The 12199-nt window shown below is 70.5% G+C and carries 15 protein-coding genes; 7 read left to right on the top strand and 8 right to left on the bottom strand.

From position 1 onward, the window contains the following. Positions 1–44 precede the first annotated feature (44 nt). Both ABWV53_RS07650 and ABWV53_RS07645 read left to right on the top strand, forming a co-directional pair. The gene (locus ABWV53_RS07650) at positions 45–599 is read left to right on the top strand and encodes a flavodoxin family protein (RefSeq protein ID WP_353364556.1); all 555 of its coding nucleotides are present in this window, start codon (positions 45–47) and stop codon (positions 597–599) included. A gap of 13 nt (positions 600–612) precedes the next feature. Next, entirely contained in the window at positions 613–1515 is a 903-nt protein-coding gene (locus ABWV53_RS07645) for a pirin family protein (RefSeq protein ID WP_353364554.1), read from the top strand. A 72-nt stretch (positions 1516–1587) separates the two neighbouring features. Here ABWV53_RS07645 and ABWV53_RS07640 read toward each other — a convergent pair whose 3' ends face one another. The 4 genes from ABWV53_RS07640 to ABWV53_RS07625 all read right to left on the bottom strand — a co-directional run bounded on the left by ABWV53_RS07640 (position 1588) and on the right by ABWV53_RS07625 (position 5830). Continuing rightward, complete coding sequence (locus ABWV53_RS07640; protein ID WP_353364552.1) at positions 1588–2343, bottom strand: sulfurtransferase; 756 nt, start codon at positions 2341–2343, stop codon at positions 1588–1590. Between the two features lie 78 nt (positions 2344–2421). Further along, positions 2422–3270, bottom strand: a complete 849-nt coding sequence (locus tag ABWV53_RS07635; protein ID WP_353366665.1) for a MinD/ParA family protein — start codon at positions 3268–3270, stop codon at positions 2422–2424. Between the two features lie 10 nt (positions 3271–3280). Further along, complete coding sequence (locus ABWV53_RS07630; protein ID WP_353364550.1) at positions 3281–4054, bottom strand: GGDEF domain-containing protein; 774 nt, start codon at positions 4052–4054, stop codon at positions 3281–3283. Between the two features lie 66 nt (positions 4055–4120). Continuing rightward, positions 4121–5830 carry a SulP family inorganic anion transporter gene (locus tag ABWV53_RS07625; RefSeq protein ID WP_353364548.1) on the bottom strand — a complete coding sequence of 570 codons (1710 nt, stop codon included), beginning with the start codon at positions 5828–5830 and terminating at the stop codon, positions 4121–4123. Positions 5831–6026: 196 nt separating this feature from the next. Between ABWV53_RS07625 and ABWV53_RS07620 the strand changes: the two genes are divergently transcribed. From ABWV53_RS07620 to ABWV53_RS07610, 3 genes are all read left to right on the top strand, one after another. Continuing rightward, positions 6027–6494: a BON domain-containing protein gene (locus tag ABWV53_RS07620; RefSeq protein ID WP_353364546.1), complete on the top strand. Its 468-nt coding sequence runs from the start codon at positions 6027–6029 to the stop codon at positions 6492–6494. A gap of 85 nt (positions 6495–6579) precedes the next feature. Further along, on the top strand, positions 6580–7863 hold the full coding sequence (locus tag ABWV53_RS07615; RefSeq protein ID WP_353364544.1) for a PLP-dependent transferase: 1284 nt from the start codon (positions 6580–6582) through the stop codon (positions 7861–7863). A gap of 57 nt (positions 7864–7920) precedes the next feature. Next, positions 7921–8097, top strand: coding sequence for a hypothetical protein (locus ABWV53_RS07610; protein WP_200933038.1), 177 nt, complete (start codon positions 7921–7923; stop codon positions 8095–8097). A gap of 49 nt (positions 8098–8146) precedes the next feature. Here ABWV53_RS07610 and ABWV53_RS07605 read toward each other — a convergent pair whose 3' ends face one another. Further along, positions 8147–8830: an arylesterase gene (locus ABWV53_RS07605; RefSeq protein WP_353364542.1), complete on the bottom strand. Its 684-nt coding sequence runs from the start codon at positions 8828–8830 to the stop codon at positions 8147–8149. A 15-nt stretch (positions 8831–8845) separates the two neighbouring features. Between ABWV53_RS07605 and ABWV53_RS07600 the strand changes: the two genes are divergently transcribed. Together ABWV53_RS07600 and rlmB are read left to right on the top strand one after the other, a co-directional pair. Continuing rightward, positions 8846–9562: an ABC transporter ATP-binding protein gene (locus ABWV53_RS07600; RefSeq protein WP_353364540.1), complete on the top strand. Its 717-nt coding sequence runs from the start codon at positions 8846–8848 to the stop codon at positions 9560–9562. Positions 9563–9663: 101 nt separating this feature from the next. Continuing rightward, positions 9664–10410 carry a 23S rRNA (guanosine(2251)-2'-O)-methyltransferase RlmB gene (rlmB, locus tag ABWV53_RS07595; RefSeq protein WP_056664044.1) on the top strand — a complete coding sequence of 249 codons (747 nt, stop codon included), beginning with the start codon at positions 9664–9666 and terminating at the stop codon, positions 10408–10410. 18 nt (positions 10411–10428) lie between these two features. Here the strand turns inward: rlmB and ABWV53_RS07590 are convergent, their stop codons facing one another. From ABWV53_RS07590 to ABWV53_RS07580, 3 genes are all read right to left on the bottom strand, one after another. Continuing rightward, entirely contained in the window at positions 10429–10827 is a 399-nt protein-coding gene (locus ABWV53_RS07590; RefSeq protein ID WP_353364537.1) for a YkvA family protein, read from the bottom strand. 141 nt (positions 10828–10968) lie between these two features. Next, positions 10969–11565 carry a chromate transporter gene (locus tag ABWV53_RS07585; RefSeq protein WP_353364535.1) on the bottom strand — a complete coding sequence of 199 codons (597 nt, stop codon included), beginning with the start codon at positions 11563–11565 and terminating at the stop codon, positions 10969–10971. Beyond that, on the bottom strand, positions 11562–12197 hold the full coding sequence (locus ABWV53_RS07580; protein WP_353364533.1) for a chromate transporter: 636 nt from the start codon (positions 12195–12197) through the stop codon (positions 11562–11564). Before ABWV53_RS07580 ends, ABWV53_RS07585 begins: the two co-directional genes overlap by 4 nt. Between the last annotated feature and the right edge of the window lie 2 nt (positions 12198–12199).

The following is a 12199-nucleotide window of genomic DNA, read 5'->3' as shown; positions in this document are numbered from 1 at the left end:
CTTGTCCATCATTCTCCCCAGCGCTTCAACGAAGGAATCTCTCCATGGCCCAGATCGTCGTCGTCTTCCATTCCGGCTACGGCCACACCCAGCGCGTCGCGCAGCACGTGGCCGAGGGGGCGGGCGCCAGCCTGCTGGCCATCGACGCGGAAGGCGAGCTGCCCGAAGGCGGCTGGGACCAGCTCGCGGCCGCCGACGCGATCATCCTGGGCACGCCCACCTACATGGCAGGACCGAGCTGGCAGTTCAAGAAATTTGCCGACGCCTCGTCCAAGGTGTGGTTCAGCCGGGGTTGGCAGGACAAGCTCTTCGCCGGCTTCACCAACAGCGCCAGCCTGAACGGCGACAAGGTGCTGACGCTGGCCTACCTGCAGACGCTGGCGTCCCAGCACGGCGGGCTGTGGATCAGCCTGGGACAGCTGCCCTCCAACCACAAGGCGGCGACCCGCAACGACGCCAACAACCTCGGCGGCTCGGTGGGCCTGCTGGTGCAGTCGCCCTCGGACGCGAGCGCCGCCGAAATCCCGCAGGGCGACCTCGACACCGCCCGCCTCTTCGGCCAGCGCGTGGCGGCCATCGCCGCGCGCCTGGCCCGCTGAAGGCGGCGCACCCATGGCGCCCCCTTCGCCTGCCGACAACCGCCTGCGCCTGACCGGGCACGAGAAGGACCTGGGCAGTGGCTTCACCGTGCGCCGGCTGCTGCCCGCGCTGCAGCTGCGCTCGGTGGGCCCCTTCGTGTTCTTCGACCATTTCGGGCCGGTGACGGTGGAGCCCGCCGACCAGTACGACGTGCGGCCCCATCCGCACATCGGGCTTGCGACGGTGACCTACCTGTTCGAGGGCGCCATCGAGCACCGCGACAGCCTGGGCTCGGACCAGGTTATCGAGCCGGGCGCCATCAACTGGATGTCGGCCGGCCGGGGCATCGTGCACTCCGAGCGGCGGCCCCAGGCGCTGGCCGCCGCCCGCTACGTCAACCACGGCATCCAGCTCTGGGCGGCGCTGCCGGCGGCGCAGGAGGAGTCCGAACCGTCCTTCGTGCACACGCCGGCGGCGGACATTCCGCAGTGGCAGGACGGCGACGCGGTGGTGCGGGTGCTGGTGGGCGAAGCGTTCGGCCTGCGGTCGCCCGTCGCCACGCTGGCGCCGGCCCTGTACCTGGACGTGCGGCTGCCCGCCGGCGCCGGGCTGGAGCTGCCCTCGCTTGCGCCCCAGATGGCCGTCTACCCGGTGGATGGCGACCTGCTGCTGGGCGACGAACGGCTGGCCCGCCAGACGCTGGCCACGCTGGAGCCCGGGCAGGCGACGCGGCTGGCCGCCACCGACGCGCCGGTGCGCTGCATCGTGATCGGCGGCGAACCGCTCGACGGGCCGCGCCACCTCTGGTGGAACTTCGTGTCCAGCCGCAAGGAGCGCATCGTGCAGGCCGCACACGACTGGGAGCGGCAGGCCATGGGCCATGTGCCGGATGAGACCGATTGGATACCGCTGCCCGAGCGGCGCTTCAAGCCGTGACGTGCCCTGCGCGCGAGGCGCAATTTCCAGGTAAAAAAGGCTTCCAGCGCCCGTCCGATGGGCGCGTGGTGCTCACTTTTCGATAGCGTCGCGTTCGGGATGGGCGCTGAGGTCGGGGTCGAGTACCCGGCGCTCGTCGAAGACGAAGCACCCGCCCTGGTAGTGCGCGCCGTCGGTCAGCTCGAAGTACTTGAGGATGCCGCCTTCCAGCTGGTAGACGTGTTCCAGCCCTTCTTCGCGCATCAGGATGGCGGCCTTCTCGCAGCGGATGCCGCCGGTGCAGAAGCTGACCACCGTCTTGCCCGCCAGTTCGTCCTTGCGGGCGCGCAGGGCGGGCGGGAATTCGGTGAACTTGTCGATGCGCCAGTCGATGGCGTTATGGAAGGTGCCGTGGTCCACCTCGAAGGCGTTGCGGGTGTCCAGCGTCACCACCGGCCGGCCTTCGTCGTCGTGGCCGTCGGTCAGCCAGCGGCGCAGCGTGGCGGGGTCCACGGCCGGTGCCCGCCCGCCCGCGGGGCGGATGGCGGGGTGGTCCATGCGGATGATCTCGCGCTTGACCTTCACCAGCATCTTGCGGAAGGGCTGCGTATCGGACCAGCTCTCCTTGGGCTCCAGCGACGCGAAGCGCTCGTCCTGCCGCAGCGCAGCAACGAAGGCCCGCACCGACTCCGCCGGGCCCGCCAGGAAGAGATTGATGCCTTCCTCGGCCAGCAGGATGGTGCCCTTCAGGTCCAGCGCCACGGCGCGCGCGTGCAGCGTGTCGCGCAGTGCCGGAGCATCGGGCAGGGGCACGAACAGGTAGCTGGAGATGTTGAGGACGTGGTTCACGGCAAAAGGGGCGCGGAAGCGAAAAAGGGCCAGGTCCGCCGGCGCGCGGCGCTAGGGAGCGGGCCCCGGCCGGACGGTTCAGCCGGCGGCGGGAACCAGCAGGGTGGATTCGATCTTGTTGGCCAGCTGCGCGATGGCCAGCGCGGCCGGGCAGCCGGGCATCTGCATCAGCAGCAGCTGCCGGCGCATGACGGCGTCGCGCACCGAGGTGTCGGCCGGAATGTCGCCCATGTGCAAGAGGCGCATCGGCCGGCCCGATTCGGTGGTGACGAAGCGGTCGAGCACCTGCTGCAGCTGGCTGGTGATGGCGCGGCCGTCGCCCGGGCGGGCGGCTTGGTTGACCACCAGGCGCACGTGCTGGCGCTTTTGCTGGGTGGCCATCACCTTGATGGCGGCGTAGGCGTCGGTCAGCGAGGTGGGCTCGGGCGTGGCGACGATCAGCACCTCGGAGGCGAGCGAGATCGAGAACAGCACCACGTCGGAGATGCCGGCGCCGGTGTCCAGCAGGATGACGTCGTAGCGCGGCGCCAGTTGCTGGATCACGTTCATGAACTGGTTGCGCACCTCGGGCGTGAGCCGGGAGTACTCGACCATGCCGGAGCCGGCCAGCACGACGGAGAAGCCGCCGGGCGCGTCGATGACGGCCTCGTCCAGCTGCGCCTTGCCGGTGAAGACGTCGTGCAGCGTGATCTTGGGGTGCAGGTTGAGCACCACGTCGAGGTTGGCCAGGCCCAGGTCGGCATCGAGCACCAGCACGCGCTGGCCCCGGCGGGTGAGGGCCGCCGCCAGGTTGGCGGACACGAAGGTCTTGCCCACGCCGCCCTTGCCGCTGGTGATGGCGATGATGCGGGCGCCCGGCGGCGCCTTGGCGGGTGTGGGTGCAGCGCCCGTCACCGGGGTGCTTCTGGAGGACAGCGCGTCGGTCATCTCGGGGCTTTCAGTAGGCGCTGCCATGGGTGGAATCCAGCGGAGGAGGCAGGTCGCCCCAACCGGAGGGAGTGTATAGCGGCCCGAACAAGAGGCTCTTTTCTTCGGCGGTCACGGTACTGTCGGGCTGTTCTTCAATGCTGACGCGGTTGCGTCCGGCCATCTTGGCCTGGTAGAGCTGGCTGTCGGCGCGCTCGGTCCACAGCAGGGTGGTGCTGCGGATCCACTGCAGCGCGAAGGCGCCGCCGATGCTGATCGTCACGCGCAATTCCACCGTCGGAGAGATGCGGATGGGCGTGGCCTCGACCGCGCGGCGGATGCGTTCGGCCACGACCAGGCCGAAACCGGCCTGGCAGGCGGGCAGCACCACGGCGAACTCCTCGCCGCCGTAGCGTGCTAGCGTGTCCATGGGCCGCACCGACGTATCGAGCGTGCGGGCCACGGACTGCAGCACGATGTCGCCGGCCAGGTGGCCGTAGGTGTCGTTGACGCGCTTGAAATTGTCGATGTCCAGCATCAGCAGCAGCGCGGCCTCGCCCGAACGGGCGACCCGGTCGATCTCCCGCTCGAGCACCGTCCGGAAGTGGCGGCGGTTGGCCAGCCCGGTCAGGGGGTCCTTCAGCGACAGCTCGCACAGGCCGTCGATCAGCGCCTGCAGGTAATGCTGGGGCGTGTCAGACTGCAGCGCGGCCTCCGAACCTAGCGACTGCGCCACGAGCGCATGGGCGGTCGAGAGGCGCAGGTCTTGCAAAAGAACGGAGTGGGGCGGTGCAGTTTCAGTCACAAAATGCAACAAGCGGGTCTTGTTCGAGTGTATCAGCGCGGACCGCGTTCGCGCTCGTGCGGGGGATCAGGCCGCCGTGGAAATCGGCGGTTCCCCCAACGCCGCCAGCGCCCCGAGCACGGTCAGCGCCTCGGCATCGGTGCGGTACATCGCCAGGTGGGGGCCGGCTTCCAGCAGCCCGGCGCGGCGCAGCACCTGGTCGGCCGGCAGCTTCAGGCCGCTCACGTGCAGCACGCCGCCCCGGCCCTGCATCAGCAGCTTCAGGCGGGCGAAGGTTTCCACGCCCGTCACGTCCACCCGGTTGATGGGCAGGGCAAAAAGGCAAAGATGCCGCACGTCGGGGTGCTGGGCCAGGTGGTCCGCCACCCGGCGCTCGAGCGCCGCGGCCGACGCGAAGTCGAGCTCCGCGTCCATGCGCAGCGCCAGCAGGTGCGGCGCGAGCGGCGGCAGCTGCCACAGGTGCCGGTCGCGCAGGCTGCCGTCCGGGTGCATGCCGACCTCGATGATGCGCGGGTGCAGCCGCTGGTAGAGGAAATGCGCGAGGCTCATGAACATGCCCGCCAGCACGCCCCAGTACATGCGCGGCGCGGTGGCCAGCGTCAGCGCGAAGGTGATGCCGCCGATGGCCGCCTCCACCCGCGAGATGCGCGCCAGCCGCCACATGCCGGCCGGCTTGATGAGCCCCGTCACCGCCGTGACCACCACCGCCGCCAGCACCGATTGCGGCACGTGGTAGAGCGCGGGCGTGAGCCAGAGCAGCACCGCCAGCACGAGGAGCAGCGCGAAGAGCGTCGCCCAGCCGCTGCGCGCGCCGGCATACAGGTTGATGGCCGAGCGCGAAAACGAGGCGCTGGTGGCGAAGCTGCCGCACAGGCCGGAGCTGACCTTGGCCATGCCGTGGGCGATCAGGTCCTGGTTCTCGTTCCAGCGCGTGCCGCCCCGGCCGTGCTCCACCTTGGCGCTGGAGGCGGTCTCCAGAAAGCTCACCAGCGTGACCACCAGCACCGGCAGCAGGAGCCCGCCGAATTCGTCCCACGACAGCCAGCCCGGCCAGTAGGGCGAGGGCAACCCGGCGGGCAGGTGGCCGACCACCGCGCCCTGCCGGTCGGCATAGCCCATGGCCCAGCTGGCCAGGGCCGCCAGGCCCACCACCACGATCGCCGCGGGAAAGCTCGACCGCCAGCGCCGCGCCCCGATGAGCAACGCCAGGCTGCCCAGGCCGAACGCCAGCGCGACCGGATCGAAATGGTGGATAGACGGGTTGACCGCCAGGGCGTGCCAGGTGGTGCGCAGACCCAGCAGAGCCGGCAGCTGCGAGGCGAGGATCAACAGCGCCGCCGCCTGGGTGAAGCCGTTCAGCACGGGCGAGGTGACCAGGTTGAGCAGCCAGCCGAAGCGGGCAGCGCCCAGCACCACCTGCACGAGGCCCGACAGGATGGCCATCCACGCGGCGAGCGCCACCCAGTGGGCGCTGCCCGGCTGCGCCATGCCGCTGAGCGAGGCGCCGATCAGCAGGCTGGTGAGCGCGGTCGGCCCCACCCCCAGGCGGGTGGACGAACTCCACAACACCGCCACCAGCGCCGGCAGCAGCGAGGCGTAGATGCCCGTCACCAGCGGCATGCCCGCCAGCGCGGCGTAGGCCACCCCCTGCGGTACCAGCATGAGGCCGACCGTCATGCCGGCCCAGAAGTCCGCCCGCAGCAGGGCGCGATCCGGCCTGGGCCAGGCGAGGAAGGGGAACCAGCGTTGCAGCGACGCGGCGCGGGAAAAGCTCATGGCCCCGATTGTCGCGCCCTCGCCGTGCCGAACCGGGCGACACGCCTGGCGATGGTGCCGGCGGCTGCCAACCCACGCTGACAAACGGGCGCCCGGCTTGTCCTACGGCGTGTTCGGCCGGCTCCGACCGGCGTGGCGCGGTGTGCGCTCTACAGTCAGCCCCATCTTCTTTTCCAGCGAACCCAAGGAGACGCCCATGACCCGCACCCCTACCGCTTACCCCGCCACTTCCGCCCTGCGCATGCTGGGCGTGGCCTCCGCCGTCGCGCTGACGCTGGGCCTGGCGGCGTGCGACCGCAACAGCGCCGACCAGACCGCGGGCCAGAAGCTCGATGCCGCCGTGGCCAAGACCGAGGCGGCCGCCGGCGAGGCGCAAAAGAAGATGGAAGCCGTCGCCAGCGAGGCCAGCGCGGCCACGCGTTCCGCCGCTGCCAACGCCGCCGCCGTGATGGACGACGCCGGCATCACCGCCAAGGTGTCCGCGGGCCTGGCCAAGGACGAGGAGCTGAGCGCGGTCAAGATCGACGTGGACACCCGCAACGGCATCGTGACGCTCAACGGCCCGGTCAAGAACGCGGTCGCCAAGGAGCGTGCCGAAACCATCGCCCGCAACGTGCAGGGCGTGAACAGCGTGGTCAATCAGCTCACGGTGACCGCAGGCTGAGCGCTGATTGCATGGGCGGCAGCCGCTGCCGCCCCGGCGCCGGCCCCAGAGCGCACGTGGCGGTGGCCGGCGCTACCATCGCCGCATGACCTTTTCCGTTCCTGACACTTCGGTGCGGCCTGAGGGTGAAGCCCCGGGGCTGACCACCCGGCTCGTTCACCACGCCTACCAACCGCCAGCCGGCTTCGCCGCCCCGCAGCCGCCCGTCTACAAGGCCTCGACCGTCATCTTTCCCACCGTCGCCGCCATGCGCGCACGCGAGTGGAAGGACAAGACGAGCTACACCTACGGCCTGCACGGCACTCCCACCACATACCAGCTGGAAGAGCGCCTGGCGACACTCGAAGGCGGCGCGCAGTGCCTGCTGGTGCCCAGCGGCCTGGCCGCCATCGCCAACGTGTCGCTGGCGCTGCTGCGCACTGGCGATGAAGTGCTGATTCCCGACAACGCCTACGGTCCCAGCAAGGCGCTGGCCGAGGTCGAGCTGCGGCATTACGGCATTCGCCACACCGTCTACGACCCGATGGACCTGGCCGACCTGGCGGCGCGCATCACGCCCGCCACGCGGCTGGTGTGGCTGGAGGCGCCGGGCTCCGTGACGATGGAATTCCCCGACCTGGCCGAGCAGGTGCGCATCTGCCGGGCGCGGGGCGTGGTCGCCGCGCTCGACAACACCTGGGGCGCGGGCCTGGCGTTCGCTCCGTTCGACCTGGCACCGGGCAGCGAGCCGCTGGGCGTGGACATCTCGGTGCATGCCCTGACCAAATACCCCAGCGGCGGCGGCGACGTGCTGATGGGCAGCATCACCACGCGCGACCAGGCCCTGCACCTGCGCATCAAGCTGGCGCACATGCGCCTGGGCCTGGGCGTGGGCGCCAACGACGTCGAGGCGCTGCTGCGTTCGCTGCCCAGCACGGCGCTGCGCTATGCGGCCCACGACCGCGCCGCACGCGAGCTGGCCCGCTGGCTGCAATCGCAGCCGGCCGTGGTGCAGGTGCTGCACCCGGCGCTGCCCGGCTCGCCCGGCCACGAGCACTGGCAGGCGCTCTGCGGCCCACACCAGGGCGTCCAGGGCGCCCAGGGCGGCCAGGGCCTAGCAGCGGGACTCTTCAGCATGGTGATCGACGAGCGCTTCGGGCAGGACGCGGTGGACGCCTTCTGCGATGGGCTGCGCCTCTTCAAGCTGGGCTACAGCTGGGGCGGGCCGATGAGCCTGGTCGTGCCCTACGAGCTGGCCAGCATGCGCGAGCGGCCCACGCCCCACCTGAAGCCCGGCACCGTGGTGCGCTTTTCCATCGGGCTGGAGGACGTCGAGGACCTGCGGGCCGATCTGGCGCAGGCGCTCCTCGGCGCGTTCGGCGGCGCTTGAAGGCGCCCGGGCCCGAACTGGTACATTGGTCTGTCACTTATCGAAAGAGGAACCATCTTGGCAACACCCAACTACGGATACGAAAAACGCCAGCGCGAACTCGCCAAGAAAAAGAAGAAAGAGGAAAAGCTGCAGGCCAAGTCGCAACGCAAGTCGGACGAACCGCAGGCTGACGGCGCGGCCGATCAGAATGCGCCCGCCAGCGACGACGCCGGCACGCCTGCCGGTCAGTGAATGCTTGCCCGCCGCGCCTGGCGGGCACTTTTGAAAAAGCTGCTGCGGGTTACCGCAGCAGCTTTTTCAATTCCGGCCACACATTGGCCAGCATGATCGGCTGCGCCTCGGCCCGGGGGTGGATACGGTCGGGCTGGAAGAGGGCGGTCGGGTCCTTCGCGTCGGCGACGCCGGCCAGCAGGAACGGCACCAGCGCCGTCTTTTCGGTCGCCGCCACGGCCGGAAACACCGCGCCGAAGCGGCGCCCGTAATCGCCGCCGTAGTTGGGCGGCACCTGCATGCCCACCAGCAGCACCTTGGCGCCGGCCTTGCGGGCCGCCTGCGCCATGAAGGCCAGGTTGTCCTCGGTGCCCTTGAGCGGCAGGCCGCGCAGCGCGTCGTTGCCGCCCAGCTCGATCACCACGTGGGTGGGCCGGTGCTGCGCCAGCAGCGCCGGCAGGCGGGCACGGCCTCCGGAGGTCGTGTCGCCGCTCACGCTGGCGTTGATCACCCGGGCGGGCAACTTTTCATCGGCCAGTTTCTTCTCGAGCAGCGCCACCCAGCCGGTGCCGCGTGCGAGGCCGTATTCGGCGCTGAGCGAATCGCCCACCACCAGGATCACCGGCGTGCCCGCACCGCCGGCGGCGGAAGGAGCCTGCGCCGCGGCGGGCAGGGCGCAAAGCCCCGCCGCGGCGAGCAGTGCCGCGGCCGCGATAAAGTCACGTCGATCTGTCCTGCGAATCGTTCGAATCACTGCCGAAAACCTTTCATGTCCGAATCCACCCCTGCGCCCGCTGCCGCCGCGTCCGTGCCCGCCACGCCCATCATCTCGGTCGAGCATGTGGTCAAGTCCGTGACGGATTCCACGGGCACGCTCGACATTCTGCGGGATATCGATTTCCGGCTGGCGCCGAGGGAAACGGCCGCCATCGTGGGCGCGTCCGGCTCGGGCAAGAGCACGCTGCTGTCCATCATCGCGGGGCTGGACACGCCCACCAGCGGCACCGTGCGGCTCGACGGCCAGGATCTCTTCGCCATGGACGAGGACGAGCGCGCCGCGCTGCGCGCCCGCAAGGTGGGCTTCGTGTTCCAGAGCTTCCAGCTCATGGGCAACCTCACGGCGCTGGAGAACGTGATGCTCCCGCTGGAGCTGGCCGACCGGCGCGATGCGCGCCCGCTGGCCACCGACATGCTGGCCCGCGTGGGCCTGGGCCAGCGGCTGTCGCACTACCCGCGCGTGCTGTCGGGCGGCGAGCAGCAGCGCGTGGCGCTGGCCCGGGCCTTCGTGGTGCAGCCGGCCGTGCTGCTGGCCGACGAGCCCACCGGCAGCCTCGACTTCGCCACCGGCGAGACCATCATGCGGCTGATGTTCGAGCTGAACCGCGAACTCGGCACGACGCTGGTGCTGGTGACGCACGACCGCGCCATCGCCCAGCAGTGCGACCGGCGCATCACCATCGACGCGGGACGGCTCGTGGAGGGCTGATTCGACGGTGTTTCAGGCCTCCAGCGCCCGCCAGATATGCACATGCAGCTATCGAATGAGTAGCAAGCCGGCGGCGCAGGCGCCACGCGGATAATCCTGGCATGTCCAGCCCCAAAGTTCTCTTCGGCTTTCACGCCGTCGGCGTGCGCCTGAAGACCGCGCCCCAATCCATCATCGAGATCTACTACGAGGCCACGCGGCGCGACGCCCGCATGCGCCAGTTCCTCGACCGTGCCCGCGAGGCCGGCGCCCGCCTGATCGAGGCTGACAGCGACCGCATCGCCAAGCTGGCCGGCAGCCACGGCCACCAGGGCGTCGCCGCGCGGGTGGAAACGCTCAAGCAGGCCACCTCGCTCGACGAACTGCTGGAAGACCTGGAAGCCGCCGGCATCGAGCAGCCGCTGCTGCTGGTGCTCGACGGCGTGACCGACCCGCACAACCTGGGCGCCTGCCTGCGCGTGGCCGACGGCGCCGGCGCGCACGCGGTCATCGCGCCCAAGGACCATGCCGTCGGCATCAACGCCACCGTGGCCAAGGTGGCCAGCGGCGCGGCCGAGACCATGCCCTACTTCATGGTGACCAACCTGTCGCGCACGCTGGGCGAACTGAAGGAGCGCAACATCTGGTGCATCGGCACCAGCGACGACGCGCCCAGGACCATCTACCAGGTGGACCTGAAAGGCCCCGTGGCGCTGGTGCTGGGCGCCGAGGGCGACGGCATGCGCCAGCTCACGCGCAAGAACTGCGACGAGCTGGTGTCCATCCCCATGAAGGGCGCGGTGGAAAGCCTGAACGTGTCGGTGGCGAGCGGCGTGTGCCTCTACGAGGCGCTGCGCCAGCGCGGCTGAACGGCGCCGATCGGCCAGTCAGCCGGCCGGCCGGCTCGTCCACCCATACCACGCAGCCCCGCACACCGCCAGCCACACCAGCACCACCAGCGCGGCCCCGGCCTTGCTGACGGGTTTGCTGCGCCTAGCGGCCATCCAGTCGTCGGCCTGGCGGCGGCATTCGGCCAGAACGTCTGCCGGCAGCAGACGGATGGTGAGCCAGATCAGGCCTGGCAGCAGCAACACGTCGTCGACGTAGCCCAGCACCGGCACGAAGTCCGGAATGAGGTCGATGGGGCTCAATGCGTAGGCCACGACGAACCAGCCCAGTGCCTTGGCGTACCACGGGGTGCGCTCGTTCCTGCCCGCGAACCACAACGTGACCCCGTCACGCTTGATTCGCCTGGCCCAGTCCTTCAAGGAGGTGCTAGTGCCCATGGAGCGTCGCCTGCGCGTGCGTGTTCATCCAAGCCGTTCCTCTTTCGCGTGTTCATCCAAGCCGCTCCTCTTTCAAAAAAGACGCCGTGGAGCCCGCCCCATCGTCGCGAGCGGGCCGGTGGCTCAGCGGCGCGCAGGGCGTCACACCCAGCCCAGCGCGCCCAGCAGGGCGCCGGCCCCCAGCAGCCAGAGCAGATGCACCCGCGTGCGCCAGACCAGAACGGTGGTGACGAGCGTCACGCACCAGAGCCGCCAGTCGCGCGCGATGTCGCCGTGCGCGCTGGCCAGCACCCATGCCGTGGCCAGCAGCAGGCCGATCACGACCGGTGCCATGCCCAGCTTGAAGGCGCGCACCGAGCGGCGTTCGCGGTTGCGGTGCGCCCAACGGGTGGCGAACCAGGTCAGCAGGCTGCTGGGCAGCATGACGCCCAGCATGCATATCGCCACGCCCAGCGCACCGGCCGTCCAGCCGGCCACGCTCGCGCCGCCGGCGTTCAGGCCGATGTTCCAGCCCAGCAGGGCGATGAACAGCACGTTCGGCCCCGGGGCCGATTGCGCCAGGGCGATGGACGCGCTGAACTGCGCATCCGTCAGCCAGCCCTGCTGGCCGACCAGGTAGCGGTGCATCTCCGGCGCGGTGGCGATGGCCCCGCCCACGGCCAGCAGCGACAGCGACAGGTAATAGACGAACAGGTTCAGCCAGTCGGCGGGCTGCAGGTGCAGCACGAGGGGGGTCATGGCCGGGCGCTCCCGGCGCGGGCGGGCGCCAGGCTGCGCCAGCTCAAAGCGCAGGCCGCGCCGCCCACCACCAGCAGGATCCAGGCGAGCGGCACGCGCAGCACCGCCATCGCGACGAAGGTGGCCAGCGCCAGCGCGCCGCAGACCCAGCGCCCCAGCGGGTGGCGCGCCAGCGGCGCCGCCAGCTTGCAGCCTACGCCCGCCACCAGCCCGGCCGCCACGGCGCCCATGCCGCGCAGCGCGCCCGCCACGGCCGGCAGGGTCGAAAAGCTGGCATAGGCCAGCGCCAGGGCCAGCACCAGCAGGAGCGGCACCAGCAGCATCCCGGCCACGGCCACCAGCGCGCCGCGCAGGCCGAAATGCCGGTCGCCGATCATGATGGCCAGGTTGACCACGTTCGGGCCGGGCAGGATCTGCGCGACCGCCCAGTCCTCGATGAACTCCTCGTTGCTCATCCAGCGGCGCTTTTCCACCAGCTCGCGCTGCACCACGGCCAGCACGCCGCCGAAGCCCTGCAGCGCCAGCCAGGTGAAGGCCCGGAACAGGGCGGAAAGCGACTGCGGCGCGGCCAGGGGTGGCTCGGCCGCATGCGGAGCCGGCGCAAGGCCGGAGGGCGGGGTGGGCGAAGGCATGG

The sequence above is a fragment of the Acidovorax sp. FG27 genome, from assembly GCF_040365715.1.
GTDB lineage: Bacteria > Pseudomonadota > Gammaproteobacteria > Burkholderiales > Burkholderiaceae_C > Paracidovorax.
Note: the sequence above shows the minus strand (reverse complement) of the source record. Positions and strands in the feature narration are given on the sequence as shown.